Raw genomic sequence first — 25,065 nt, 5'->3', positions numbered from 1 at the left:
GTACGGAATCGAGGAGGCACCCGGTGCGCACCCCCCGACCCGCCCGGAGCGGCGCCCTCACCGTCGAGGCCGCCGGCTGCGTCCTGTGGCGCCGCTCGCCCGTCACCGGTGAGCTGGAGCTGTGCCTGGTCCACCGGCCCAGGTACGACGACTGGTCCTGGCCCAAGGGCAAGCTGAAGCACGGCGAGGACCCGCTCGCCGGCGCCCTGCGCGAGGTCGCCGAGGAGACCGGGCACACCGCCGTGCCGGCCGCCGAGCTGCCCAGCACCCGCTACCTCGCGCACGGCCGCCCGAAGCGGGTCCGCTACTGGGCGGCCGAGGCCGTCTCCGGCACGTTCACGCCCGGTGACGAGGTCGACCGGATCCTGTGGCTCCCTCCGGACGCCGCCCGCCGCCACCTCACCTCGCCGATGGACGCCGGCCTGGTGGACGCCCTCCTCGCCACCCTCCGCCCGGCCGGCTGAGAGCGCCCGCTCCACGGCCTCACCGCACCGTCCACAGGGGTTCACCCCTCGTTCATGTGCGTCCATCGACCGCTTCACCTGTTCTGCCTAATTTCGGCCTTACGCGGTGCGGATCGCCCGGACACGAACCCTTACAGGACGAGGCGGCCGCCTCACCCACACTTCGCACGCCGCCGAATTCAGGACGGCGGCCACTGGAAGGAACAAAAGTGAAGCTTCAGCGCATGAACCGGCGGGCCCTCGCTCTCGGTGCTCTCGCCGTCTCCGGCGCCCTGGCCCTCACGGCGTGCGGCTCCGACGACACCGGCAACAGCGACGGCGGCGGCGCCTCGGCGACCGCGCAGGCCGGCAACATCGACTGCGGCGACGCCAAGGGCCAGCTGCAGGCCTCCGGCTCTTCCGCCCAGAAGAACGCCATCGACGCCTGGGTCAAGCAGTACTCCGCGGCGTGCAAGGACGTTCAGGTCAACTACAACCCGACCGGTTCGGGCGCCGGCATCACCGCGTTCCTCCAGGGGCAGACCGCGTTCGCCGGCTCGGACTCCGCGCTGGAGGCCGAGGAGATCGAGCAGTCCAAGAAGATCTGCAAGGACGGCCAGGGCATCGACCTGCCCATGGTCGGCGGCCCGATCGCCGTCGGCTACAACGTCCCGGGCGTCGACAACCTGGTCCTGGACGCGTCGACCCTCGCCAAGATCTTCGACAGCAAGATCACGAACTGGAACGACGAGGCGATCGCCAAGCTCAACCCCGACGCCAAGCTTCCCGACCTGAAGATCCAGGCCTTCCACCGCTCGGACGAGTCCGGCACCACGGACAACTTCACCACGTACCTCAAGGAAGCCGCTCCCAAGGACTGGACCTACGAGCCGAGCAAGGCGTGGGAGGCCAAGGGCGGCCAGTCCGCGCAGGGCTCCTCCGGTGTCGCCCAGCAGGTCAAGCAGACCTCCGGCGCGATCTCCTACATGGAGCTGTCCTACGCCAAGGACGGCATGAGCACGGTCTCCATCAAGACCGAGGCCGCCGAGCCGGTCGCGGCCACCGTCGAGAACGCCACCGCCGCCATCGGCGCCGCCAAGGTCGTCGGCACCGGCAAGGACCTCGCGCTGGAGCTGGACTACACCCCGTCCGCCGAGGGCGCCTACCCGATCGTCCTGGTGACGTACGAGATCGTCTGCGACAAGGGCAACAAGGCGGAGACCCTGCCCGCCACCAAGTCCTTCCTGAACTACATGGCCTCTGAGGACGGCCAGGCCCTGCTGGCCGACGCGGGCTACGCCCCGATGCCCAAGGAGATCATCACCAAGGTCCGCGAGACCATCTCGGGCCTGAGCTGACCCGAGTGTGCGGACCGGCCCCCGTCCGGGGGCCGGTCCGCACCGTCCGGTGCACCGCCATCAGGAGCCCCCGGCCCCCGGACGGCTCCTACCGAGCCGTCCGCCCCGGCGGCTCCGCAGACCGGAGAACCCGATGGACATCACGACACAGCAACCCACCGCACCCCCCGCACCCGGCCCGGCCGCGCCCCAGGACAAGCGCGCCGCGCGCGGTGCCACCCGCCCCGGTGACCGGATCTTCCTCGGGTTCTCCCGCGGATCCGGCATCTTCGTCCTGGTCATCATGGCCGCCATCGCGGCCTTCCTGACCTACCGCGCCTCCATAGCCATCAGCAAGAACGAGGCGAACTTCTTCACGACCTTCGAGTGGAACCCCAGCGGCATCCCGCCGGAGTTCGGCATCGCGGTCCTGGCCTTCGGCACCGTCGTGTCGTCGGTCATCGCCATGGTCATCGCGGTCCCGATCGCGGTGGGCATCGCCCTGTTCATCACGCACTACGCCCCGCGCCGCCTCGGCGGCCCCATCGCGTACGTGATCGACCTGCTCGCCGCCGTCCCGTCCATCGTCTACGGCCTGTGGGGCGCCCTCGTCCTCGTGCCGCACCTGGAAGGCCTCTACGGCTGGCTGGACGACTACCTCGGCTGGACCGGCATCTTCGAGTGGAACGACGGCGCCCCGCGCTCGCTGTTCACCGTCGGCATCCTGCTCGCCATCATGATCCTGCCGATCATCACCAACGTGAGCCGCGAGGTCTTCCGGCAGGTCCCGCGGATGCACGAGGAGGCGGCCCTGGCCCTCGGCGCCACGCGCTGGGAGGTCATCCGCATGTCGGTGCTGCCCTTCGGCCGCTCCGGCGTCATCTCCGCCTCGATGCTCGGCCTCGGCCGCGCGCTCGGCGAGACGATGGCCGTGGCCATGGTGCTCTCCTCGAGCTTCGACATCAACGCCAGCCTGCTCGACACGGGCGGCGGCACCTTCGCCCAGAACATCGCCAGCAAGTTCAACGAGGCCACCGAGATGGGCCGGGACGCCCTGATCGCCTCCGGTCTGGTCCTCTTCGTCATCACGCTGCTGGTCAACGGCGCGGCCCGCCTGATCATCGCCCGCCGCAAGGAGTACTCGGGGGCCAACGCATGAGCCACGCAACCCTTTCCCCCAAGCGCAGCTCCCTGCGCGGCGCGACCCTGCCCAAGTGGTTCGCCTGGGCGGTCGCCGCGGGCTCCGTCGCCGCGGGCCTCGGCATCAGCGCCGTGGCCGGCCTGGACAGCAGCATCCAGTGGGCCCTGATCGCGGCCGCCCTGTTCGTCGGCGGCTCCTACGCCGTCTCCGCGAAGGTCGAGGGCCGCCGCCAGGCCAAGGACCGCACCGCGACCAGCCTGGTGTGGGTCGCCTTCCTCCTGGCCGTCATCCCGCTCGCCTCCCTCGTCTGGGAGACCGTCAAGCGCGGCGTCAAGGTCCTCGACGGCTACTTCCTCACCCACTCCATGGGCGTGGTCGCCGACACCGAGCCCGGCGGCGGCATCTACCACGCCATCATCGGCACGCTGGAGCAGGTCGGCCTCGCCACCCTGATCTCCGTGCCGGTCGGCGTGCTCACCGCGATCTACCTGGTCGAGTACGGGCGCGGCAGGCTCGCCAAGGCCGTCACCTTCTTCGTCGACGTCATGACGGGCATCCCGTCCATCGTCGCGGGTCTGTTCGTCCTCAGTGTGTGGATCCTGATGCTGGACATGGGCCCCTCCGGCTTCGCCGGCTCGATGGCCCTGTCGATCCTGATGATCCCGGTGGTCGTCCGCTCCACCGAGGAGATGCTCAAGCTCGTCCCGAACGAGCTGCGCGAGGCGTCGCTGGCGCTCGGCGTGCCGAAGTGGCGCACCATCCTCAAGGTGGTCCTGCCGACGTCGATCGGCGGCATCATCACGGGCGTGATGCTCGCGATCGCCCGCATCACCGGTGAGACCGCCCCCGTGCTGCTGCTGGTCTGGGTCACGAACTTCATCAACACCAACCCGTTCCAGGACCCGCAGGCGTCGCTGCCGATGTACATCTACCTGCAGTACACCAACAGCGGCGGATACGGCGCGCCCTACGACCGCGCCTGGGCGGCGGCCCTGACGCTCATCGCGTTCATCATGATCCTCAACCTGGTGGCCCGCGGCATCGCCCGCTGGAAGGCCCCGAACACCGGTCGCTGACGCGGCCAGGACGTATTCCGTCAGCGACCCGAAAGAAGCAGTGATTCACATGGCCAAGCGCATCGATGTCAGCGGCCTCAACGCCTACTACGGTTCCTTCCTGGCCATCGAGGACATCTCGATGACCGTCGAACCGCGTTCCGTGACGGCCTTCATCGGCCCCTCCGGCTGCGGCAAGTCCACCTTCCTGCGCACGCTCAACCGCATGCACGAGGTGACGCCGGGCGGCCGGGTCGAGGGCAAGGTCATGCTCGACGACGAGAACCTGTACGGCAGCGGGATCGACCCGGTGGCCGTGCGGCGCGAGGTCGGCATGGTCTTCCAGCGCCCGAACCCGTTCCCCACGATGTCGGTCTACGACAACGTGGCGGCGGGCCTGCGCCTGAACGGCAAGTACAAGAAGTCCGAGCTGGACGACGTGGTCGAGAAGTCCCTCAGGGGCGCGAACCTCTGGAACGAGGTCAAGGACCGCCTGAACAAGCCCGGCTCCGGCCTCTCCGGCGGTCAGCAGCAGCGTCTGTGCATCGCCCGCGCCATCGCGGTCGAGCCGAACGTCCTGCTGATGGACGAGCCCTGCTCCGCCCTGGACCCGATCTCCACCCTCGCCATCGAGGACCTGATCGGCGAGCTGAAGGAGCGCTTCACGATCGTCATCGTGACGCACAACATGCAGCAGGCGGCGCGCGTCTCCGACCGCACGGCGTTCTTCAACCTGGCGGCGGTCGGCCAGCCCGGCAAGCTGATCGAGATCGACGACACGGAGCGGATCTTCTCCAACCCGTCCGTGCAGGCCACCGAGGACTACATCTCCGGCCGCTTCGGCTGACCGGTCCCCTCGCGGTGCTGCATGGCGGTGCCACCGCGAGGTACGAAGGGCCCGCCCCCACTCGACGGGGGCGGGCCCTTCTGCGTGCTTGGCGTACAGGGACCCCGGCGTGCCGCCGTACGCGGTCCTCGGCTACAGCGCGATCAGATGCACCAGTCCGAAACAGGCCGCGGCCACCAGGGCGGCGGCCGGCATGGTGATGAACCAGCCCAGGACGATGTTCTTCGCGACGCCCCAGCGCACGGCGTTGACCCGCTTGGTGGCGCCCACGCCCATGATCGCGGAGGTGATCACGTGGGTGGTGGAGATCGGCGCGTGGAAGATGAACGCCGAGCCGAACATGATCGAGGCGCCGGTGGTCTCGGCGGCGAAACCCTGCGGCGGGTCCAGCTCGATGATCTTCCGGCCCAGGGTGCGCATGATGCGCCAGCCGCCCGCGTAGGTGCCGAGGGACAGCATCACGGCACAGGCGATCTTCACCCACACCGGGATCGGGTCGCCGTAGTCCTCGACGTCGGCGATGACCAGGGCCATCACCACGATGCCCATCGTCTTCTGGGCGTCCTGGAGTCCGTGGCCCAGGGCCATGCCGGCCGCGGACACCGTCTGGGCGATGCGGAAGCCGCGCTTGGCCTTGTGCGGGTTGGCCCGCCGGAAGATCCACATGATCGCGGTCATCACCAGGTAACCGGCGATCAGACCGACCACGGGCGACACGAACATCGGAATGACGATCTTGTCGACGACGCCGTGCCAGTAGACGGTCGTCCCGCCGGCCAGCGCGGCGCCCACCATGCCGCCGAACAGGGCGTGGGACGACGACGAGGGCAGACCGAAGTACCAGGTGATCAGGTTCCAGGTGATGGCGCCCACCAGCGCGGCGAAGAGGATCCCCATCCCCGTCGACCCCTCGGGCGTCTCGATCAGCCCCTCACTGACGGTCTTGGCCACCCCGGAGCCCATGAACGCACCGGCGAGGTTCATCACGGCCGCCATCGCGAGCGCCACCCGGGGCGTGAGCGCCCGGGTGGACACGGAGGTGGCGATCGCGTTGGCCGAGTCGTGGAAGCCGTTGGTGTAGGTGAAGAAGAGCGCGACCCCGATGGTCACGACCAGAGCGAAGGTGTCCATGAAGTGCTCAGGACTCCTTGACGGCGATGGTCTCCACCGTGTTCGCCACGTGCTCGAAGGCGTCCGCCGCCTCCTCCAGTACGTCCACGATCTGCTTGAGCTTCAGCACCTCGATCGCGTCGTACTTGCCGTTGAAGAGGTGGGCGAGCAGCTTGCGGTGGATCTGGTCGGCCTGGTTCTCCAGCCGGTTGACCTCGATCCAGTACTCGGTGAGGTTCTCCATGGTGCGCAGGTGCGGCATGGCCTCCGCGGTCAGCTCCGCCGCCCGCGCCAGGACCTCGATCTGCTGCTCGACGCCCTTGGGCAGCTCCTCGACGTTGTAGAGGACGACCAGGTCGACGGCCTCCTCCATGAAGTCCATGATGTCGTCGAGGGAGGACGCCAGGGCGTAGATGTCCTCGCGGTCGAACGGCGTGATGAACGAGGAGTTCAACTGGTGGAAGATCGCGTGCGTGGCATCGTCACCGGCGTGTTCCGCGGCCCGCATACGCTCTGCGATCTCGGCCCGGGCGGAGGTGTCCGCCCCGAGCAGTTCCATCAGGAGTTTCGAGCCCGTGACGATGTTGTCCGCGGACGCGGCGAACATGTCGTAGAAGCTCGTCTCCCTGGGGGTCAGACGAAAGCGCACGTGGGGTCCTCGGTATGCGTCGGTTTCGGTCAGGCTGATGCTAGGCGCATCATCCGGCCACCAATAACGGCCGCCCCCCAGTGTCGCCCATCAGGCACAGTGATGAGTACGGGGGCGGCGGGTGCGTCTCACGGAGAGCGGCCCCTGGCGCGGACCGGCCGTCCCCGGACCGGCGACGTTCGGTAACATATACCCACCAGGGGTATATAGCGCCCATCAGGACACCAGGAGGACGCGATGACCACCACCGGAACCGGCGCGCACGCGCCCTCCTCCCCGGAGACGGCCGACGCCGCGGGAACGGCGCCCGCCGTGGACGCGACGGACACGACGGATGTGACGGACGTTACGGACATCGTGACCGATCACGACCGCGGCATCCACGGCTACCACCACCAGAAGCAGGAGCACCTCAAGCGGCTGCGCCGCATCGAGGGCCAGATCCGCGGACTGCAGCGGATGGTCGACGAGGACGTCTACTGCATCGACATACTCACCCAGGTGTCCGCCTCCACGAAGGCGCTGCAGTCGTTCGCGCTGCAGTTGCTGGAGGAGCACCTGCGCCACTGCGTCGCGGACGCGGCCGTCAAGGGCGGCGACGAGATCGACGCGAAGGTCAAGGAAGCCACGCAGGCCATCGCCCGCATGCTGCGGACCTGACCCTCTCCCCCGTGGCCGGGGCCTCAGGGCCCGGCGGTGTCCGTCCGCGCCTCGGCCACCCGCAGCACCTCGTCGATGCTCTCCAGGCTCAGCCGGTCCTCGGCGTTGGACGCGGCGATGATCAGCTCGCCGCACAGTTCGATCTCGGCGAGCGCCACGTGATCCTGGACCGGAACCGTCCCCCTCCCGAGCGGAGCCACGCGCCTCACCTCACTCTGTCGTCACCGACTTCCTAGAGTAGGGAGCGCCCTACGCACCGCGCATGGCACGGAAGGGCTAGTCCGGCCCGGCCACTGTGGGCCCGGTGCCCCACCCGCGCGCACCGCTCACTCCTGCGCGATCCGCCCGGCGTAGATGTCCTCGTCGGCGGGAAGCCGCACGTCGGCCGGGGTGCCGAAGTCGTACAGCAAGGTGGTGGAGGCGACCGCGACGGGCTCCCGCCGCTCGCCGTTCACGAAGCTGAACCGGTGCCGGACCTTGCGGATCCGCCCCTCGTCGTCGAGGTACACGTCGAACGGCACCCGCGCGGTGGCGAACCCTTTCGCCGCCGCGCCCAGGAGGCCCCGGTTGACCTCCGACGCCGCCCGCGCGGCCGCCTCCAGGTCGACGGTGCCGCGGTAGTGCCGCACCCGGGCCCCCGCCACCTCGGTCCGCCCGACGAACGTCGCCGAGCGCGTGCCGCGCAGCACCTCGGCCGCGGCGAACGGATCGGTCGCCCCGCCGGTGACCAGGTTCCCGTCGGACAGCGTCGCGGTGTCCACCCGCACCCACTTGTCGGCGGGCACCCCGGCGCCCCGGTTCTTCATGTACAGCGCCCCGGGGGCGAGCAGTTCGGTGATCGGCCGGCCGTCGACGGCGCCCGCGGGGTCCTGCGGCAGCAGCACCTCCAGCCGCCCGAGCCGCTTGCGGTAGTCGTAGACCCCCTCGCCCCGGATGGTGACCCGGGTGCCGCCGGTGGCCATCTCCAGCGAGGTGCGCGTCCGGGAGCTGCCGGCCTCCACCAGCGCGTCGGCGGCGGTGCGCAGCACCCGCACCGGATCGCCGGCGGGCGGTCCCTGCGCCACGGCGTCGCTGCGCGCGCACCCGGCGGCCCCGAGCCCGAGACAGCAGACGACCCCGACCGCGGCCGTCACGCCGTGCGTCCGCCTGTGCTGTCGCCGTCGCGCCATCCCTGCCTACCCCTGCTCCGTCCGACACGGGCCGCTGTCAGTGGCGTTAACGACCGGTCAAGAGCCCCGTCACGCGGCCCGGCGGGCGTTACCGTGGGCCGCGTGCCGCATCAGGACGACGCGCCGGCCCCCCGGCCCCACCACACGACCACCACCGAGCAGGGACCCTTCTGCATGGCCCGCTGCACCTGCGGATGGCGCGGCCCGGCCCGCAGAGCCAGGAGCCAGGCCCGCAAGGACGCCGAGAACCACACGGGGGAGTGACGCCACCCGGGCAAGGCGCCCAGAATGGCCCCCGCACGACCACGGCACCCGGAAGGAACGTCGCGGCCGCACGCCGGCCCGCCCCGGACCCGTGACAGGCCGCCCCCCGTCCGACGTCCGGAAGGCCGACCGTGAACCGCCGCACCTTCGTCGCCGGCACCGCCGCCGCGCTCACCACCGCGGCCACCGCCTCCGCGTGCACCTCCGCGGAGCCCCGGCCCGCACCCGCCCCCTCACGCGCCCCGTCGTCCCCCGCCCCGCCGAGGACCCCGCGCCCCGCGACACCCGCCGACTGGACCACCCTGGCCGGGCACCTCGACGGCCGCCTGGTGCGCCCCGGCGACGCCGACTGGACCACGGCGCACCGCCTCTACAACACCCGCTTCGACACCCTGCGGCCCGCCGCCGTCGCCTACGTCCGGCACGCCGACGACATCCGCACCGCCCTCACCCACGCCCGCGAGCACGCCGTCCCGCTCGCCGTGCGGGGCGGCGGCCACTCCTACGCGGGCTGGTCGTCCGGCGACGGCCGTCTGATCGTCGACGTGTCCGAGCTCGGTCACGTCCGCGTCGACGGGGACACGGCCGTCGTCGGCGCCGGCGCCCGGCTGATCGACGTCTACCGCACCCTCGCCGCCCGCGGGCTCACCGTCCCCGGCGGCTCCTGCCCCACCGTCGGCATCTCCGGCCTCACCCTCGGCGGCGGCCACGGCGTGACCTCCCGCGCCTACGGCCTGACCTGTGACAGCCTCACCGGGGCCACCCTGGTCACCGCCGACGGCACGCGGCTCACCGCGTCCGACACCGAGAACCCCGACCTGTTCTGGGCCCTGCGCGGCGCGGGGCACGCCCAGTTCGGGATCGTCACCGAGTTCCGCTTCCGCACCCACCCCGCCCCGCAGGGCGTCACCGGCCATCTGACCTGGCCGTGGGAGCGGGCGGCCGCCGTGGTCGCGGCCTGGCAGGACTGGGGACCGGACCAGCCCGACGAGATCTGGTCCGCCCTCCACCTGGACACCACCGGTGCCGACCCCTCCGTCTCCGTCACCGTCTTCTCCCTCGGCGCCTACGGAGAGCTGCAGAACGCCGTCGACCGCCTCGCCGGCCGCATCGGCGCCTCCGCGAGCAGCGTCCTGCTGCGCCGGCGCTCCCACCAGGAGTCCATGGAGCTGTACGCGGGCTGCGCCTCGTTCGCCGGCGACGCGTGCCGGCTGCCCGGCGGGACGCCCGGCCGCAGCCCCGAGGGCGCGCTGACCCGCGAGACGTACGCGGCCCGCTCCGACTTCTACGACCGCCCCCTCGACGACGCCGGGATCACCACCCTGCTCGACCGGATCCGGGCGGCCCGCGGCGGCTCGGCGAGCATCGCGCTCACCGCCCTCGGCGGCGCCGTCAACCGGGTCGCGCCCACCGCGACGGCGTTCGTCCACCGCCGCTCCCGCGTGCTCGCCCAGTACCTCGCGTCCTGGGACCCCGGCGCCTCGGACGGCACCGCGATCCGCGCGTGGCTGACGGACACTCACCGGGCCCTGCGCCCGCACGCGTCCGGCGCCGCCTACCAGAACTACCCGGACCCCGGCCTCGCCGACTGGCGCCGCGCCTACTACGGAGCCGCCGCCCCGCGCCTGTCCCGCCTGAAACGGCGCTACGACCCGGAGCGCGTCCTCACCCACCCGCAGGCCCTCTGAGCCGGTCCCGGACGCACCGAGGGCCCGTGACCGTCCGCCCCTCGGGGGACGGGGGTCACGGGCCCTCGCCGGGTCGTCGTCAGGCCGCCAGGTCCCGCTCCTCGGGGCCGGAGCCCGCGGCCCTGCCCCGGCTGCGCTCGGCCACCTTCCGCCGCCCGCCCTGCGGCCGGGCCGCGACCAGCCAGCCGGCCTTCGGCGACCGCTCCACCGCCCGCGCCAGCGGCGTCAGCATGGCCATCGCGAGCGGCGACAGCAGCAGCGCGACCGCCGTGCCCAGCGCCAGTCCGCCCACCACGTCCGTCGGGTAGTGCACGCCCATGTAGACGCGGATGAAACCGCCGATCAGCCCCAGCACCAGCGCGACCAGGCCGTAACGCCGGTTGGCCAGGAACAGCCCCACCGCCAGCGCCATGCAGAGCGTCGCGTGGTCGCTGACGAAGGAGTAGTCCTCCTTGCCGTCGACGAGCACCTCGAGCCCTTCGTGATCGTTGAACGGCCGTGGCCGCTCGACGAATCCGCGGATCGGCACGTTCACCAGGACCGCGACGCCCGCCGCGAGCGGCGCCCACGCCAGTGCCGCCACCGACGACGCCGCGTCGGGTCCGCCCCGCTTGCGCACGCCCCACCAGCACCAGAGCACCATGCCGATGAGGCCGAAGAGCACGCCGTACTCACCGACGAACTCCATGACGTGGTCGAGCCACGGCGGGGCGGCCTTGGCCAGGCCGTTGATGTCGTAGAGCAGGTCGACGTCGGGGTTCGACCCGGATTCGGCGAGTCCAGCCATGGTGCTGCGGCCCCTTCGTCATGTCGTCCGGCGCGCGGACGCGCGCCGGGTCTGCCACCCCCGTGGTCCGTAGATCCGCTCGTCCGCTCGGCTACGACAACAGGAACGCACGGTTCCCGCTCCCACGTTCCACCCTCCACCGAAAGATCACGCAGACGTTATCGAAGAGAGATACGTCTTCGCAGCTCACGGGGGGCGTTTGTCGTTTCGCTCACACCGTCGTGGGGAGCGCTTTCGCGCCATCTTCCGTGACGCGGGTGGCACCAAAGTAGTCAGGAGTGTCGACCGGGTCGAATCGGATCACCGCGCCGGGGCGCGGCGCGTCGATCATGTAGCCCCCGCCGACGTAGATGCCCACATGCCGGATGGCCCGTGAATCGGTGAGATCGTCGGAGAAGAACACCAGGTCGCCCGGCAGCAGTTCGTCCCGGTCCGGATGCGGCCCCGCGTTGTACTGGTCGTTCGCCACCCGCGGCAGCGTGATCCCCACACTCTCGTACGCGGCCTTCGTCAGACCCGAGCAGTCGAAGCGTCCGCCCTGGTCGGCGGTGCCGTTGCCGCCCCAGAGATACGGCGTGCCGAGCTTCTTCTGCGCGAACGCGATCGCCCCCGCGGCCTGCCGCGACGGATCCACCCGCCCCACCGGCGCGGCGAACGACTTCTCCAGCTCACGGATGCGCTTGACGTAGTTCTGCGTCTCCTCGTACGGCGGCACGCCCCCGTACTTGATGACCGCGTACGCCCCCGCGTTGTACGAGGCCAGCATGTTCGCGGTCGGATCCCCGCCGACGTCCTTCACGTAGGACGCCAGCGCGCAGTCGTAGGTCGCCGCGGACGGGATCGCGTCCGCCGGGTCCCACACGTCACGGTCGCCGTCCCCGTCGCCGTCGATCCCGTGCGCGGCCCAGGTGCCGGGGATGAACTGCGCGATGCCCTGCGCCGCCGCGTGGCTCTGCGCCCGCGGGTTGAACCCGCTCTCCTGGTAGAGCTGCGCGGCGAGCAGCGCCGGGTTGATGGCGGGACAGAGATTTCCCCACCGGGCGATGAGCTGCTGATAGGCCGCCGGCACGCTCCCCTTGGCGAGGGTCTTGGCGGCGCCGCCGCCCACCCCGTTCACCAGGTTCCCGGCGACGACGTACACCCCGACGACGAGCAGCATCACGAAGGCGAGTGCGGAGCCGACGGCGAGAGTCGCACCGACCCAGACCTTACGCACCGTCAACCACCCCTCGCTGTCCGGCAGTCCACCGCCGACCGACAGTGTAGAGGCGGGACCGCCGAACGGAAGTGATCAGATACGACGACATGCGCGGTCCACGCCACCGGAGTGAGCCACGCTTCATTGCCCGGCGTTACCCAGCGTGATACACAGAGTGACGATACGACTCTTCACCCGTCGGAGCGCGCCCCTCCCGGAGTCCGGCGCGCGCCGGTGGCAAGCTATTCCTACGAAACCCGCCAAGAGATGACGCCAAGTCGACATACGACAGCGGCATCGTCGGCGACAATGAGATCTGACCTCTGCACCCCCGCAGAGGAATCGGAACTACCCATACAGGGGCGGTGACTTACATGCTCTTCGCGGCCGACGAGGGAGACATCAACACCATTATCGGCGGAATCGCTCCGGATTGGGGCCCCTTCGGGGGGCTGGGCAACGAGGCGAAGGTGATGATCGAGGTGGTCATGGCGGTCGCCATCCTCATCTGTCTCGGCATCGCCATCTGGGGGGCGGCCAAACAGCGCATCGGCGCCACCGCGCTGCGGGACACGTTCTCCGCCGAACAGGGCAAGGGCCTCATCATCGCGGGCCTCACGGGCGTCTTCATCATCGGGTCGCTCGGCACCCTGTTCACCATCGTGTACGGCATGGCCGTCTGACCCGCACCATCGGTCCCGACCGGGCACGCCCGGCATCCCCTCCGTCCCATCCGCCCGTCGTGCCCACCGGCTGAGGTTGCGTTTCCCTGATGTCCAGTCACCACACCACGCCCGAGCGGCGGCCGGTACGGCTACCGTCGTACGTGGAGTACACGGAGTACGCGGAGTACGAGGTGTTCCCGCACGACGCTGAGGGGGCGTACGCGGCATGAGTCTCGGAGACGACACGGGCCGGACCCGCACCCGTCTGCCCGAAGGGAGCGGCGACCCGTACGGAGGCGCGCGCAGACACGGCCGGTCGTCGTCGCGCAGCCTGGTCACGGTCGTCGGCGTGGTGGTCCTCCTCATCGCGGCGATCGCCTTCGCGAACCGCGGAGGCGGGGATTCCGACGCGGAGGAGGGCAGCGACTCGCCCAAGGCGGCGGCGACGGCGCCCTCGGGCGAGAAGCCGGTCTCCACGAAGGCGGCCGGCATCCCGACGGGCTTCACCCACGACCGCCGGGGGGCGGAGAGCGCGGCGGCCAATTACGCGGTGGCGCTCGGCTCCGCCGACATGTTCACCAAGACCCGTCGCGACGCAATCCTTCAGTCGATCATCGTTCCCGCCCGGGTCGCGGACTTCGAGGCGACACTGGACAAGGCGTACACGCCGGAGTTCAACAAGAACGTAGGCCTGAACGAGGACGGCACCACACCGGAGGGCCTCACGTTCGTCTCACGGACGAGTCCGGTCGGGACCAAGGTCACCGAGTCGTCCTCCGACACGGCGACGGTCGAAGTCTGGTGCAGCGGCCTCCTGGGGCTCGCTGGAGAAAGCTCCACGAATCCGGTCACCAACAGCTGGTTCACCATCACCATGCAGCTCGAGTGGACCGACGGGGACTGGAAGATCGTGACCCACTCTCAGAAGGACGGCCCCACGCCGGTGCCAGGCGACCAACGGGCCTCCAGCGCCGACGAGATGGCGAAGGCCGTCCAGGAGTACGGAGGGTTCACGTATGCCCGCTAACCGCCGCACACTCGCACTGACAGGCGCTGTCGCGGCCGTCCAGACGGCGGCCGTCCTGTTCGCCTCCCGCGCCGTGGCCGCGCCCACCCCTACGCCCACGCCGAGCAACGACCCCTGTGACCTGATCCACGGCCCCGCCAAGGACTACTGCGAACGCGGTGAAGGCGGCTCCTCCGGAGGAGGAGACCCCGCCCCCCTCAACGACCCCACCTCCGCCCTCGACCCCCTCGCCTCCCTCGCCCGCGGCTGCGCCGACGCCGCGGCCTGGACGGTCAAGCAGCTCAGCGCCGCCGTCGAGGACACCGCGAAGGTGGACTTCACCAACGACACCTTCCTCCAGCAGTACGCCGTCGTCTTCGCCGCGTCGACGATCCTCACGCTCCTCCTCTGGCTGCTGGCGGTCGCCAAGCGGGCCGTCCGCGGCGTGCCGCTCACCACCGCCCTGTCCGAGGCGATCGGCTTCCTCTGGCTGACCGTCCTCGCCTCCGCCTTCACGCCGCTGATCCTCTACACCGTCGTCTCCGCGACCGACGGCGTCACCGACGTGCTGGCGAAGGCGACCGGCGACCAGACGGACGCGTTCTTCGGGACGTTCTCCGCCGCTCTGGAGAAGGGCAACGACATCGGCGGCGGCCCGATCATGCTGATCGTCGTCTCCCTGGTCTCCATCCTCGCCGCCGGCATCCTCTGGCTGGAGCTGGTCATCCGCGCCGCCCTGCTCTACGTCGGCGCCCTCCTCGGCACCGTCGTCTACGCGGGCCTGGTCGACAAGAACCTGTGGGGCCACGTCCGCCGCTGGGCGGGCATCATGATCGCCGTGATCATGGTGAAGCCGGTCATCGTCATCGTGCTCGGCCTGGCCGGCGCGCTCTCCGCCGACGACGGCCCGGACGCCTTCTCCGCCGTGGTCTCCGGCCTGGCGATCATCCTGCTCGCCATCTTCGCCTCGGCGATGATCTACCGCTTCGTCCCCGGCTTCGGCGACGAGATCGCCGGCTCCCGCAACAACCGCCTCATGCAGGGCGCCGAGGGCAAGGCCGCCGCCGTCATCAGCTCCCCGGCCACCCTGGTCGCGCAGGGCATCAAGACCCACAGCACCCGTACCGACAACCACGGCGGCGGCGGTGGCCAGTCCTCCGCGCCCCGCCCGTCCAACCCCGCCTCCGGGGGAGTCGCCGCGCACAGCTCCCGCTCGTCCGGCGGCGGCGGATCCGTCCCCTCCGCCGCGCCCCCGCCCCGGACGGGCAGCCCGGTGAACACCCCGCACGCCAGCACCCGCAACAGCAGTACCAACCGCACGGGAGGTGAAGGGCGTTGACGACCGAGTCCCATCTGTCCCCCACGGTCACGCCCCGCCGTACGTATCTGATCGGCCGCGCCCGGCCGAACGCGATCGTCGGCCGCAATCGCGAGACCGGTGAGATCGCGCTCATCGTCGTCGGCGCGTTCCTCGGCATGATGTGCGGGCTCCTCGTCCCCGTCCTGTCCGTGCGGATCGTGCTGCTGGTGGGCCTGCCGATGCTCGCCCTGGCCGCCGTGTACGTGCCGTACAAGCACCGCACGTTCTACAAGTGGTTCGAGATCAACCGCAGCTACAAGCGCACCCTGCGCCGCGGCGCCACCTACCGGTCCGGGGTCGTCGAGGCCGGCACCCGGCTCGACGGCCGCGAGGTGGAGGTCGGGCCGCCGCCCGGCATCGGCAGGATCACCTGGCTCTCCGCGCCGTTCGGCCCCGACGAGATCGCCGTCCTGCTGCACGCGGACCGCAAGACCGTCACCGCCGCCATCGAGATCGAGGGCCCCGGCGTCGGCCTGCGCGACTCCGAGGACCAGGAGGCCCTCGTCGACCGCTTCGGCACGCTGCTCAAGCACGTGGCGAACGGCGACGGCTTCGTCACCCGCCTCCAGATGCTCGCCCGCACCCTCCCCGCCGACCCCGACGCGCACGCCAAGGACGTCACCGTGCGCGGCGACGACAGGGCGCCCGCCTGGCTGCAGCAGTCGTACGACCAGCTGCAGTCGATGGTGTCGACCAGCAGCGAGCAGCACCGCGCGTACCTGGTCGCCTGCATGCACTACAACCGCGAACTGGCCGCCGAGGCCGCGGCCATGGCCCGCGCCATGCGCGGCCAGGGCGGCGGCCGGGTCGACCGGGACGCGGGGCTCGCCGTCGTCATGGCCCGTGAGCTGACCGACATCTGCTCCCGGCTCCAGGAGGCCGACATCCGCGTACGCCAGCCGCTCGGCCAGAGCAGGCTGTCCTCGCTGATCCACTCCATGTACGACCCGGACCACCCGATCGACCACATCCAGGCGATGTCCCAGCGCAACGCCTGGCCGGCCGAGCTGGACGCCACCGAGCCCACGTACCTCCAGGCCAAGACCCGCGAGTCCGCCACCCGCGCCCCCTGGTGCCACGCCACGGCCTGGGTGAAGGAGTGGCCGATGACCCCGGTCGGCGTGAACTTCCTCGCGCCGCTGCTCGTCCACACCCCGGACGTGATCCGCACGGTCGCCGTCACGATGGACCTCGAACCCACCGAGGTCGCCATCGAGCGCATGCTGACCGAGAAGACCAACGACGCGGCGGAGGCGTCCCGCGCCGCCAAGATGAACCGCACCGTCGACCCCCGCGACATCGCCGCGCACAGCCGCCTCGACCAGCGCGGCGAGGACCTCGCCAGCGGCGCCGCGGGCGTCAACCTGGTCGGCTACATCACCGTCTCCTCCCGCACGCCCGAAGCCCTGGCCCGCGACAAGCGGACGATACGGGCCTCGGCCGGAAAGTCGTACCTGAAGCTGGAGTGGTGCGACCGCGAGCACCACCGCGCGTTCGTGAACACTCTCCCGTTCGCCACCGGCATTCGTAGGTAGGGGCTGAGCTGAAGATGCGGGATCCGCTGTCCGTCGTCACCGACGCCTTCACGTCCTTCCTGTTCGGGAAGGTCGAGACGACCCGGCTGCCGGTGCGCACGTCCACCGGCCAGGCGCAGGCGGTGTACCTGCCGACCGCCGCGCCCGGCCTCGGCGACTCCGGCGTCATCATCGGCCGCGAGGTCTACTCCGGGAAGGGCTACATCTACGACCCCTTCCAGCTCTACGGCCAGCAGCTCCCGGCCCCCCACTGGCTGGTCCTCGGCGAGTCCGGCAACGGCAAGTCGGCGCTGGAGAAGACGTACGTGCTGCGCCAGCTCCGCTTCCGCGACCGCCAGGTGGTCGTGCTGGACGCGCAGGGCGAGGACGGCGTCGGCGAGTGGAACCTCATCGCGCAGGAGCTGGGCATCACGCCCATCCGCCTGGACCCGATGGCCGCCCTGGACCACGGCATCCGGCTCAACCCGCTCGACCCGTCCATCACCACGACGGGCCAGCTGGCACTGCTGCGCACCATCATCGAGGTCGCCATGGGGCACGGCCTCGACGAGCGCTCCGGCTTCGCCCTGAAGGTCGCGCACGCCTACGTCAACGAGACCATCGTGGAGCGCCAGCCGGTCCTGTCCGACATCGTCGAGCAGCTCCGCCACCCGGAACCGGAGTCGGCGGAGGCGATGAACGTCGCCATAGACGACGTCCGGGCGTGGGGCCTGGACGTCGCCCTGGTCCTCGACCGCCTGGTCGACGGTGACCTGCGCGGCATGTTCGACGGCCCGACGACCGTCGGCATCGACCTGGACGCCCCGCTCATCGTCTTCGACCTGTCCCACATCGACCGCAACTCCATCGCCATGCCGATCCTCATGGCGATCGTCGGCGTGTGGCTGGAGCACACCTGGATCCGCCCCGACCGGAAGAAGCGCATCTTCCTGGTCGAAGAGGCCTGGCACATCATCAACAGCCCCTTCGTGGCCCAGCTGTTCCAGCGGCTGCTGAAGTTCGGCCGCCGCCTCGGCCTGTCCTTCGTCGCGGTCGTCCACCACCTGTCCGACGTGGTGGACGGAGCGGCGGCGAAGGAGGCCGCGGCGATCCTGAAGATGGCCTCGACCCGCACCATCTACGCCCAGAAGGCGGACGAGGCGCGGGCCACGGGCCGGGTGCTGGGCCTGCCGAGGTGGGCCGTGGAGATCATCCCGACGCTCACCCCGGGCATCGCGGTCTGGGACGTCAACGGCAACGTCCAGGTGGTCAAACACCTGGTCACCGAGACGGAACGCCCCCTGGTCTTCACCGACCGCGCGATGACCGAGTCGTCCGCCGACCTCCTCGCCGACGACGCCCTGCGCGCCGCCGAGCTGGAGGCGGAGGAGCGGGCGGCGGCCTTCGTGGAGCAGCACGTCGGGGACTCCGAGTCGACGGTGGCGTAAGAGCGGCAGGAGGGGGACGCGTGAGACCGGACGAGCAGCGCGGGCGCACCGGCGGCCAAGGTGGCGGCATCCCGGACGGACTACTGGTCGGCGTCCTCGCGTTCCTCCTCGGCATGACGGCGATGGTGTGGACGGCCACCGGCCTCGCGGGCCTCTTCTCCCACGGCCACTGGCCGTCCGGCCTCTCCTTCACCCGCACTCCGCCGGCCCTGCGCCACCTGGTCGCCGAACCGCGCGACCTCCCCGGCGCCTGGCCCGACGCCCCGCCCGGGGACCTCTCCGGCCCCGGCCTCTTCTGGGGCCTGCTCATCGGCCAGCTGATGGTCCTGGTGGTCCTCACCGTGTTCGTCCTGGGCACGGTGGCCCGCTGGCGGGCGGTACGGGCCCGCCGCCGCACGGAGGGACGGATCACGGAGGCACCCCCTCCGCCCGAACCGACGCCGCAGCCGGTCCGGAAGCCGGAACCGGCACCCGAGACCGGGCCCGAGCCGTCACCGGTGCCGGTGCACGAGGTCCCCGCCCCCAGGCATCCCGAGCCCGTCCCCGCCCCGTTCCCTCAGCCCTCCGAGCGGGCGACCGCCCCCGGCCTCCACTACGGCCCCCCGGCCACCCGCCACACCACCGCCGCCCAGGCCGTACGCGACGCCGAGGGCCCCGCCCTCGTCCTCACGTCCAACCCGGCCCTCTGGTACGACACCAAGGACGCCCGCGCCAAGCTCGGCCCCGCCCACCTCTACGACCCGACGCACCTCTGCGACACCCCGGCCCGCCTCCACTGGTCGCCCACCGCCGGCTGCGAGGACAGGGACACCGCGACCGCCCGCGCCGCCGCGCTCCTCGCCCCCGTCCGCCCCGCCTCCCGGCTCGACCAGGCGGTCGGCGACACCGCCGAACTGCTGCTCCGCAGCTACCTGCACGCGGCCGCCGTCGACGGCCGCACCGTCCGCCACGTCCACCGCTGGGCCCAGGGCCTCCAGGTCCAGGACGCCGTACGGGTCCTGCGCACCCACCCCAAGGCGGCCTCCGGTTCCGCGGGCGAACTCGAGGCGGCGCTCACCGCGCACCCCGAACGCCGGGACATGGCCCAGCAGCTGACGGCACGTGCGCTGGCGGCCCTGTCCACGGTCAACGTCCGGGAAGCCTGCACTCCGCACCGAAGTGATGCCCTCGCCTTGGATTCCTTCATCCACGAAGGGGGAACGCTTTACGTCGTGGGGGAATCCATCGAGGATCCCCGCACCGGTCCGGGCGCCATGCCTCTGCTCACGGCGCTCGTCTCGCACGTGGTCGAGCACGGCCGGCGCATGGCCGAACGGTCATCCTCCGGTCGGCTCGACCCACCACTCACCCTCGTCCTCGACGACGTGGCAGCGGTGGCCCCCCTCCCCCAGCTCCCGGAGCTCCTCGCCGCCGGCCCCGAGCGCGGCATGCCCACGGTGGCCCTCCTCCGCTCCCGCGAACAGGCCCGCACCCGCTGGCCGCACGCCGGCCTACCGGTCTGACTCCTCGTCCGGCCGCTCCACGGCCAGCTCCAGTTCCCGGCCGTCCGAGGAGTCCCCCAGCGTCATGGTCACCCCGGTCTCGACGAACCCCGCCCTGCGGTAGGCCCGCAGCGCCCGCCCGTTGTCCTCGTGCACGAGGAGCCGCACCCGCTCGGCGCCCTGCGCCCACGCCCACTCCAGCCCGGCGTCGAACAGCACCTCGGTGAGCCCGATGCCCCGGTACGCGGGCCGCACGAACACCGCGACCAGGTGCCCCTGGCGCCGCTCGACGGGCAGCCCGGCCCAGTCCGTGGCCCCCGCCTCCTCCATCAGCACGGTGACCGTCCCGACCCACTCCCCGTCCGGCCCTTCGGCGATGATCTGCTGCGCCCCGAACGCCCCTTCGGCACTGCGCTCGGCCCGCTCCCGCCAGAAGGAGTCGGGCCGGGCGGCGGCGGACTCATAGGTCTCCATGAAGGCGATGGGCGCCACGGGATCCCGCAACGCCTCCAGCCGCAAGGCCTTGGCCCGGGGCCACTCGTCGACGCGCAGGGAACGGACCTTGTAGCTCATGCGGCCACGGTAGTACCGGGGTACCACGGCCTCCCAAGGAATAAGGCCGCCGTCCGACGCCCGCCGCCCCCCGCGCGGACGAGCATCGACCCATGATCACGGCGCAGCACCTCACGAAACGCTACGGCGGCAGGAACGGCAAGACGGCCGTCAGCGACCTCTCCTTCACCGTCCGCCCCGGCACCGTGACCGGCTTCCTCGGCCCGAACGGCGCCGGCAAGTCCACCACCATGCGGATGATCCTCGGCCTGGACGCCCCGACCTCGGGCCGGGTCACCGTCGGCGGCCGCGCCTGCGCCGCCCACCCCGCGCCCCTCACCGAGGTCGGCGCCCTGCTCGAGGCCCGCTCCACCCACCCGGGCCGCACCGCCCGCCACCGCCTGCGCGCCCTCGCCCTCACCCACGGCATCCCCCTCTTCGAACTCACCCCGGTCCACGCCTCCCGGGAAGACGCCTTCATGACCCTCACCCACGACGCCGTCGAGTACCCGGCCACCACGCAGGGGGCAACCGCATGACCACCACCGACCGGCCCTACCGGGTCACCCCGGCCCGCGTCCTGCGCTCCGAGTGGCACAAGCTGACGACGCTCCGCTCCACCTGGATCACCTTGCCGTTCTCGGCCGTCTCGATCGTCGGCGTCGGTCTGATCGTCTCCGCCCACTACGAGACCGGAAGCCGGCAGTTCGTCGACCCGGTCGAACTCGGTCCGGCCGGGACGCAGATCGCGATGATCTCGCTGCCCGTGCTCGGCGTCCTGTTCACCGCAGGCGAGTACACGACGGGCACCATCCGCGCCACGCTGACGGCCGTGCCCCGCCGGGTGCCCGTGCTGTGGGCCAAGGCCGGCATCCTGGTCGCCGTCGTCCTCCCGCTCACCCTGATCACCTGCCTCATCGGCCACCCGCTGGCGCAGACCCTCCTGACCGGCACCGACCAGGAGACCTCCCTCACCGACCCCGGCGTCCTCGCCGCGCTGACCGGCACGGCCGCCGGAATCACCGCCCTGACCGCCCTCGCCATGGCGCTCGGCGCGCTGCTGCGGTCGGTGGCCGGCGGCATCGGGGCGTTCGTCGGCGGCGTCATGGTCCTGCCGGAGGTCATCGGCATGATCCCCGTCGGCGCCGTGGACAGGGCTGCCGAGTACTTCCCCGCCCAGGCAGCGGGCAACGTCTCCGCCCTCGACACCGTCGCCGGAGCGCCCGCCCCCGGCCTTTCCCTGCTCGCCCTGGGCCTGTGGGCGTTCGGGACGATGGCGGCGGCAGGGGTGCTGCTGCAGCGAAGGGACGTCTGAGTGTGAGGGAAACGCCGGGACAGAACTCCCCGGTGGCCGAGCATGGTTCCGTGACCGGACAGCAGACGCGGGACGCCCACGGCACGGACACCGCCGCCCTCACGGGCCGACTGCACCACCTGCCGGCGTCGGTGCGCCTCTTCGACCGGCGCAAGCCGTACGTATGGGACGTGACGGTCACCCTGTTCTGGATGGCGGCCGCGCTCACCGACTACGCCAGCAGCGGCTGGCGCCGCACCGCCCAGAACCTCGATGTGCCGGACACCCACCTGGTCGTCCTCAGCCTCGGCTTCACGCTGCCGCTCCTGTGGCGCCGCCGCCACCCCCTGGCGGTCCTCCTGGCGACGGCCCCCTTCGCACTGCTCAACAGCTGGTCGGGCGCGATCCTCCAGGCCCACCTCGTCCAGCTCGTTCCGGTGTTCAGCCTCGCCCTCCACCGGCCCCTGAGACAGCTGGTCCCGGCCTCTCTCATCGTCGTCCTCCCGCTCGTCCCGGGCGCCCTGCGCCATCCGCTCGCGGCCTGGGACGCGGCGATGGGACCGGCGCTCTGGGGCTTCGCCCTCACGGCGCTGCTGGGCATCGCGGTCCGCTCCCGGAGGGACCACCTGGCGTCCCTGGAGGACCGCGCCCGCCGCCTGGAGAGCGAACGCGACCAGCAGGCCCGCCTCGCCGCGGCCACCGAACGCACCCGCATAGCCCGCGAGATGCACGACATCATCGGCCACAACCTGTCCGTCATCACCGGCCTCGCCGACGGCGGTCGCTACGCCGCCGCCCAGTCCCCCGAGCGTGCCGCCCAGGCACTGACCGCCATCGGAGACACCAGCCGCCAGGCCCTCACCGAGCTGCGCCGCCTGCTGGACGTCCTGCGCGACGACGAGCCCGCCCCCGCCGACCTCGCCCCCCAGCCCGCGCTCGCCGACCTCGACCGTCTCCTCGATGGTGTCCGCCGGGCCGGACTGCCCGTACGGGCGACCGTCGAGGGCGAGCCCACCACCCTCTCCCCCGGCCGCCAGCTCACCCTGTACCGCGTCCTCCAGGAAGCCCTCACCAACACCCTCAAGCACGCCGGCCCGGACGCCACCGCCAGCGTCACCCTCTCCTACGCCCCCTCGGGCGCCGTGACGCTCACCGTCACCGACACCGGCCGCGGCGGTACGCCCACGGTGAACGACGGCCGGGGACTCACCGGAATGCGAGAACGCACCGCGCTGTACGGCGGCACCCTGGAAGCCGGCCCGCACCCGCACCCGGGGCGCGGCTGGCATGTCCACCTGCGTCTCCCGGAGGAATCCGCACCGTGACCACCGTCCTCATCGCCGACGACCAGCCCCTTCAGCGCTTCGGCTTCCGCATGCTGCTGGAGAGCCAGGACGACATGACGGTCCTGGACGAGGCCGCCAACGGGACGGAGGCGGTCCGCAAGGCCGCGGAGCTCAGACCGGACGTCGTCCTGATGGACGTCCGCATGCCCGGCCTGGACGGCATCGAGGCCACCCGCCGCATCACCGCCTCCGGCGACCGCACGCGCGTCCTCATCCTCACCACGTTCGACCTGGACGAGTACGCCTACGCCGGACTCCGCGCCGGAGCCTCCGGTTTCCTCGTCAAGGACGCCCAGCCGGAGGACCTCCTCTCCGGCATACGCGCGGTCGCTTCCGGAGACGCCGTCGTGGCCCCCAGCCTCACCCGCCGCCTGCTGGACGCCTACGCCCGCCATCTCCCCGCCGGCACCGCCGAAGATTCGGCGCCCGACCCCCGCTTGGCCGCGCTGACGGACCGCGAGTGCGAAATCCTGACGGTCATCGGCAAAGGCTGGACGAACACGGAGATCGCCGAGCGCCTCCACCTCGCCGAATCCACGGTGAAGACCCACGTGGGCCGCGTCCTCGCGAAAACGGGCTCGCGGGACCGGGTCCAGGCGGTGATCTGCGCGTACGAGACGGGATTGGTACAGCCCTAAAAACGCAGAGAGCCCCCGTGCCGAACGGCACGGGGGCTCTCCATATCAAGAATTGTTCGGCGGCGTCCTACTCTCCCACAGGGTCCCCCCTGCAGTACCATCGGCGCTGTAAGGCTTAGCTTCCGGGTTCGGAATGTAACCGGGCGTTTCCCCTACGCTATGACCACCGAAACACTGTGAAACACTCAACCGCACCACACCGTGACCATGGCATGGGGTTGTTCGTGGTTTCAGAACCAACACAGTGGACGCGAGCAACTGAGGACAAGCCCTCGGCCTATTAGTACCGGTCAACTCCACACGTTACCGTGCTTCCATATCCGGCCTATCAACCCAGTCGTCTACTGGGAGCCTTACCCCATCAAGTGGGTGGGAGTCCTCATCTCGAAGCAGGCTTCCCGCTTAGATGCTTTCAGCGGTTATCCCTCCCGAACGTAGCCAACCAGCCATGCCCTTGGCAGAACAACTGGCACACCAGAGGTTCGTCCGTCCCGGTCCTCTCGTACTAGGGACAGCCCTTCTCAAGACTCCTACGCGCACAGCGGATAGGGACCGAACTGTCTCACGACGTTCTAAACCCAGCTCGCGTACCGCTTTAATGGGCGAACAGCCCAACCCTTGGGACCGACTCCAGCCCCAGGATGCGACGAGCCGACATCGAGGTGCCAAACCATCCCGTCGATATGGACTCTTGGGGAAGATCAGCCTGTTATCCCCGGGGTACCTTTTATCCGTTGAGCGACGGCGCTTCCACAAGCCACCGCCGGATCACTAGTCCCGACTTTCGTCCCTGCTCGACCCGTCGGTCTCACAGTCAAGCTCCCTTGTGCACTTACACTCAACACCTGATTGCCAACCAGGCTGAGGGAACCTTTGGGCGCCTCCGTTACCCTTTAGGAGGCAACCGCCCCAGTTAAACTACCCATCAGACACTGTCCCTGATCCGGATCACGGACCCAGGTTAGACATCCAGCACGACCAGACTGGTATTTCAACGACGACTCCACCCGAACTGGCGTCCAGGCTTCACAGTCTCCCAGCTATCCTACACAAGCCGAACCGAACACCAATATCAAACTGTAGTAAAGGTCCCGGGGTCTTTCCGTCCTGCTGCGCGAAACGAGCATCTTTACTCGTAGTGCAATTTCACCGGGCCTATGGTTGAGACAGTCGAGAAGTCGTTACGCCATTCGTGCAGGTCGGAACTTACCCGACAAGGAATTTCGCTACCTTAGGATGGTTATAGTTACCACCGCCGTTTACTGGCGCTTAAGTTCTCAGCTTCGCCCACCCGAAAGTGAGCTAACCGGTCCCCTTAACGTTCCAGCACCGGGCAGGCGTCAGTCCGTATACATCGCCTTACGGCTTCGCACGGACCTGTGTTTTTAGTAAACAGTCGCTTCTCGCTGGTCT

Annotated in this window: 25 protein-coding genes, 2 rRNA genes and 1 pseudogene (1 of these 28 cut by a window edge); 19 read left to right on the top strand and 9 right to left on the bottom strand. The window is 70.6% G+C overall.

The genetic code is table 11. The features are described 5' to 3' along the window. Positions 1-23: 23 nt before the first annotated feature. The 5 genes from C1708_RS17570 (at position 24) to pstB (ending at position 4,823) form a co-directional block, all read left to right on the top strand. Positions 24-464: an NUDIX hydrolase gene (locus C1708_RS17570; RefSeq protein ID WP_106413566.1), complete on the top strand. Its 441-nt coding sequence runs from the start codon at positions 24-26 to the stop codon at positions 462-464. A 209-nt stretch (positions 465-673) separates the two neighbouring features. Then, positions 674-1,801: a phosphate ABC transporter substrate-binding protein PstS gene (gene pstS / locus C1708_RS17565; protein ID WP_198602519.1), complete on the top strand. Its 1,128-nt coding sequence runs from the start codon at positions 674-676 to the stop codon at positions 1,799-1,801. Positions 1,802-1,934: 133 nt separating this feature from the next. Beyond that, positions 1,935-2,939 carry a phosphate ABC transporter permease subunit PstC gene (gene pstC, locus C1708_RS17560; RefSeq protein WP_106413565.1) on the top strand — a complete coding sequence of 335 codons (1,005 nt, stop codon included), beginning with the start codon at positions 1,935-1,937 and terminating at the stop codon, positions 2,937-2,939. Then, on the top strand, positions 2,936-3,997 hold the full coding sequence (gene pstA / locus C1708_RS17555) for a phosphate ABC transporter permease PstA (protein WP_106413564.1): 1,062 nt from the start codon (positions 2,936-2,938) through the stop codon (positions 3,995-3,997). The genes pstC and pstA overlap by 4 nt, the downstream gene beginning before the upstream one ends. A 49-nt stretch (positions 3,998-4,046) precedes the next feature. After that, complete coding sequence (pstB, locus tag C1708_RS17550) at positions 4,047-4,823, top strand: phosphate ABC transporter ATP-binding protein PstB (RefSeq protein ID WP_106413563.1); 777 nt, start codon at positions 4,047-4,049, stop codon at positions 4,821-4,823. A 132-nt stretch (positions 4,824-4,955) separates the two neighbouring features. Here pstB and C1708_RS17545 read toward each other — a convergent pair whose 3' ends face one another. Together C1708_RS17545 and C1708_RS17540 are read right to left on the bottom strand one after the other, a co-directional pair. Further along, a complete protein-coding gene (locus C1708_RS17545) occupies positions 4,956-5,954 on the bottom strand; it encodes an inorganic phosphate transporter (RefSeq protein WP_106413562.1) in 999 nt (332 codons plus the stop codon). Between the two features lie 7 nt (positions 5,955-5,961). Further along, positions 5,962-6,582, bottom strand: coding sequence for a DUF47 domain-containing protein (locus C1708_RS17540; protein ID WP_037930976.1), 621 nt, complete (start codon positions 6,580-6,582; stop codon positions 5,962-5,964). A 237-nt stretch (positions 6,583-6,819) separates the two neighbouring features. Between C1708_RS17540 and C1708_RS17535 the strand changes: the two genes are divergently transcribed. Continuing rightward, positions 6,820-7,242, top strand: coding sequence for a metal-sensitive transcriptional regulator (locus C1708_RS17535; protein ID WP_106413561.1), 423 nt, complete (start codon positions 6,820-6,822; stop codon positions 7,240-7,242). A 23-nt stretch (positions 7,243-7,265) separates the two neighbouring features. On the opposite strand, the gene C1708_RS34435 is transcribed toward C1708_RS17535, so the two are convergent. Then, complete coding sequence (locus C1708_RS34435) at positions 7,266-7,451, bottom strand: hypothetical protein (RefSeq protein ID WP_189408818.1); 186 nt, start codon at positions 7,449-7,451, stop codon at positions 7,266-7,268. Between the two features lie 117 nt (positions 7,452-7,568). Continuing rightward, the gene (locus C1708_RS17530; protein WP_106413560.1) at positions 7,569-8,411 is read right to left on the bottom strand and encodes an SCO4651 family lipoprotein; all 843 of its coding nucleotides are present in this window, start codon (positions 8,409-8,411) and stop codon (positions 7,569-7,571) included. A gap of 102 nt (positions 8,412-8,513) precedes the next feature. On the opposite strand from C1708_RS17530, the gene C1708_RS34430 reads away from it, so the two are divergent. After that, on the top strand, positions 8,514-8,675 hold the full coding sequence (locus C1708_RS34430; protein ID WP_198602773.1) for a hypothetical protein: 162 nt from the start codon (positions 8,514-8,516) through the stop codon (positions 8,673-8,675). A gap of 131 nt (positions 8,676-8,806) precedes the next feature. Continuing rightward, a complete protein-coding gene (locus C1708_RS17525) occupies positions 8,807-10,363 on the top strand; it encodes an FAD-binding oxidoreductase (protein WP_106413559.1) in 1,557 nt (518 codons plus the stop codon). Between the two features lie 79 nt (positions 10,364-10,442). Here the strand turns inward: C1708_RS17525 and C1708_RS17520 are convergent, their stop codons facing one another. Both C1708_RS17520 and C1708_RS17515 read right to left on the bottom strand, forming a co-directional pair. Then, a complete protein-coding gene (locus tag C1708_RS17520; RefSeq protein ID WP_106413558.1) occupies positions 10,443-11,150 on the bottom strand; it encodes a phosphatase PAP2 family protein in 708 nt (235 codons plus the stop codon). A gap of 211 nt (positions 11,151-11,361) precedes the next feature. Further along, positions 11,362-12,309 carry a bifunctional lytic transglycosylase/C40 family peptidase gene (locus C1708_RS17515; RefSeq protein WP_403473638.1) on the bottom strand — a complete coding sequence of 316 codons (948 nt, stop codon included), beginning with the start codon at positions 12,307-12,309 and terminating at the stop codon, positions 11,362-11,364. Positions 12,310-12,722: 413 nt separating this feature from the next. Between C1708_RS17515 and C1708_RS17510 the strand changes: the two genes are divergently transcribed. From C1708_RS17510 to C1708_RS17485, 7 genes are all read left to right on the top strand, one after another. Further along, positions 12,723-13,031, top strand: coding sequence for a DUF8827 family protein (locus tag C1708_RS17510; RefSeq protein ID WP_106413556.1), 309 nt, complete (start codon positions 12,723-12,725; stop codon positions 13,029-13,031). A gap of 89 nt (positions 13,032-13,120) precedes the next feature. Continuing rightward, positions 13,121-13,243, top strand: coding sequence for a hypothetical protein (locus tag C1708_RS35665; protein WP_274543355.1), 123 nt, complete (start codon positions 13,121-13,123; stop codon positions 13,241-13,243). Further along, positions 13,240-14,040 (top strand): DUF8175 domain-containg protein, encoded by an 801-nt coding sequence (locus C1708_RS17505; RefSeq protein ID WP_106413555.1) that lies wholly within the window; start codon positions 13,240-13,242, stop codon positions 14,038-14,040. The genes C1708_RS35665 and C1708_RS17505 overlap by 4 nt, the downstream gene beginning before the upstream one ends. After that, the gene (locus C1708_RS17500; protein WP_106413554.1) at positions 14,030-15,358 is read left to right on the top strand and encodes a hypothetical protein; all 1,329 of its coding nucleotides are present in this window, start codon (positions 14,030-14,032) and stop codon (positions 15,356-15,358) included. The genes C1708_RS17505 and C1708_RS17500 overlap by 11 nt, the downstream gene beginning before the upstream one ends. Next, positions 15,355-16,914 carry an SCO6880 family protein gene (locus tag C1708_RS17495; protein WP_106413553.1) on the top strand — a complete coding sequence of 520 codons (1,560 nt, stop codon included), beginning with the start codon at positions 15,355-15,357 and terminating at the stop codon, positions 16,912-16,914. Before C1708_RS17500 ends, C1708_RS17495 begins: the two co-directional genes overlap by 4 nt. 14 nt (positions 16,915-16,928) lie before the next feature. Continuing rightward, positions 16,929-18,341 (top strand): ATP-binding protein, encoded by a 1,413-nt coding sequence (locus C1708_RS17490; protein WP_106413552.1) that lies wholly within the window; start codon positions 16,929-16,931, stop codon positions 18,339-18,341. A gap of 20 nt (positions 18,342-18,361) precedes the next feature. Continuing rightward, a complete protein-coding gene (locus C1708_RS17485) occupies positions 18,362-19,843 on the top strand; it encodes a type VI secretion protein (protein ID WP_106413551.1) in 1,482 nt (493 codons plus the stop codon). Here C1708_RS17485 and C1708_RS17480 read toward each other — a convergent pair. Further along, positions 19,832-20,395, bottom strand: a complete 564-nt coding sequence (locus tag C1708_RS17480) for a GNAT family N-acetyltransferase (RefSeq protein WP_106413550.1) — start codon at positions 20,393-20,395, stop codon at positions 19,832-19,834. The genes C1708_RS17485 and C1708_RS17480 overlap by 12 nt on opposite strands. Positions 20,396-20,487: 92 nt before the next feature. Between C1708_RS17480 and C1708_RS17475 the strand changes: the two are divergent. The 4 genes and pseudogenes from C1708_RS17475 to C1708_RS17460 form a co-directional block, all read left to right on the top strand. Continuing rightward, positions 20,488-20,808, top strand: a pseudogene (locus C1708_RS17475) (ATP-binding cassette domain-containing protein); the annotation flags it as partial. 101 nt (positions 20,809-20,909) lie between these two features. After that, positions 20,910-21,689, top strand: coding sequence for an ABC transporter permease (locus C1708_RS17470; protein WP_106413549.1), 780 nt, complete (start codon positions 20,910-20,912; stop codon positions 21,687-21,689). Between the two features lie 50 nt (positions 21,690-21,739). Further along, entirely contained in the window at positions 21,740-22,993 is a 1,254-nt protein-coding gene (locus C1708_RS17465) for a sensor histidine kinase (protein WP_502696069.1), read from the top strand. Next, positions 22,990-23,652: a response regulator gene (locus C1708_RS17460; protein WP_106413548.1), complete on the top strand. Its 663-nt coding sequence runs from the start codon at positions 22,990-22,992 to the stop codon at positions 23,650-23,652. The genes C1708_RS17465 and C1708_RS17460 overlap by 4 nt, the downstream gene beginning before the upstream one ends. 54 nt (positions 23,653-23,706) lie before the next feature. Here the strand turns inward: C1708_RS17460 and rrf are convergent. Both rrf and C1708_RS17450 read right to left on the bottom strand, forming a co-directional pair. Beyond that, positions 23,707-23,823: ribosomal RNA gene (rrf, locus tag C1708_RS17455) — 5S ribosomal RNA — on the bottom strand. 89 nt (positions 23,824-23,912) lie between these two features. Beyond that, positions 23,913-25,065: ribosomal RNA gene (locus C1708_RS17450) — 23S ribosomal RNA — on the bottom strand; it runs 1,973 nt beyond the window's last position.

Source organism: Streptomyces sp. DH-12 (assembly GCF_002899455.1).
GTDB lineage: Bacteria > Actinomycetota > Actinomycetes > Streptomycetales > Streptomycetaceae > Streptomyces.
Note: the sequence above shows the minus strand (reverse complement) of the source record. Positions and strands in the feature narration are given on the sequence as shown.

Excerpts from the sequence above, each read along its gene's own strand:
- C1708_RS17490 (WP_106413552.1), top strand. The coding sequence starts at position 16,929 with ATGCGGGATCCGCTGTCCGTCGTCACCGACGCCTTCACGTCCTTCCTG.
- C1708_RS17515 (WP_403473638.1), bottom strand. The coding sequence starts at position 12,309 with ATGCTGCTCGTCGTCGGGGTGTACGTCGTCGCCGGGAACCTGGTGAAC.
- C1708_RS17510 (WP_106413556.1), top strand. The coding sequence starts at position 12,723 with ATGCTCTTCGCGGCCGACGAGGGAGACATCAACACCATTATCGGCGGA.
- C1708_RS17470 (WP_106413549.1), top strand. The coding sequence starts at position 20,910 with ATGACCACCACCGACCGGCCCTACCGGGTCACCCCGGCCCGCGTCCTG.
- C1708_RS17480 (WP_106413550.1), bottom strand. The coding sequence starts at position 20,395 with ATGAGCTACAAGGTCCGTTCCCTGCGCGTCGACGAGTGGCCCCGGGCC.
- pstB (WP_106413563.1), top strand. The coding sequence starts at position 4,047 with ATGGCCAAGCGCATCGATGTCAGCGGCCTCAACGCCTACTACGGTTCC.
- C1708_RS17520 (WP_106413558.1), bottom strand. The coding sequence starts at position 11,150 with ATGGCTGGACTCGCCGAATCCGGGTCGAACCCCGACGTCGACCTGCTC.
- pstA (WP_106413564.1), top strand. The coding sequence starts at position 2,936 with ATGAGCCACGCAACCCTTTCCCCCAAGCGCAGCTCCCTGCGCGGCGCG.
- C1708_RS17545 (WP_106413562.1), bottom strand. The coding sequence starts at position 5,954 with ATGGACACCTTCGCTCTGGTCGTGACCATCGGGGTCGCGCTCTTCTTC.
- C1708_RS17505 (WP_106413555.1), top strand. The coding sequence starts at position 13,240 with ATGAGTCTCGGAGACGACACGGGCCGGACCCGCACCCGTCTGCCCGAA.
- C1708_RS17530 (WP_106413560.1), bottom strand. The coding sequence starts at position 8,411 with ATGGCGCGACGGCGACAGCACAGGCGGACGCACGGCGTGACGGCCGCG.
- C1708_RS17500 (WP_106413554.1), top strand. The coding sequence starts at position 14,030 with ATGCCCGCTAACCGCCGCACACTCGCACTGACAGGCGCTGTCGCGGCC.
- pstC (WP_106413565.1), top strand. The coding sequence starts at position 1,935 with ATGGACATCACGACACAGCAACCCACCGCACCCCCCGCACCCGGCCCG.
- C1708_RS17535 (WP_106413561.1), top strand. The coding sequence starts at position 6,820 with ATGACCACCACCGGAACCGGCGCGCACGCGCCCTCCTCCCCGGAGACG.
- C1708_RS35665 (WP_274543355.1), top strand. The coding sequence starts at position 13,121 with ATGTCCAGTCACCACACCACGCCCGAGCGGCGGCCGGTACGGCTACCG.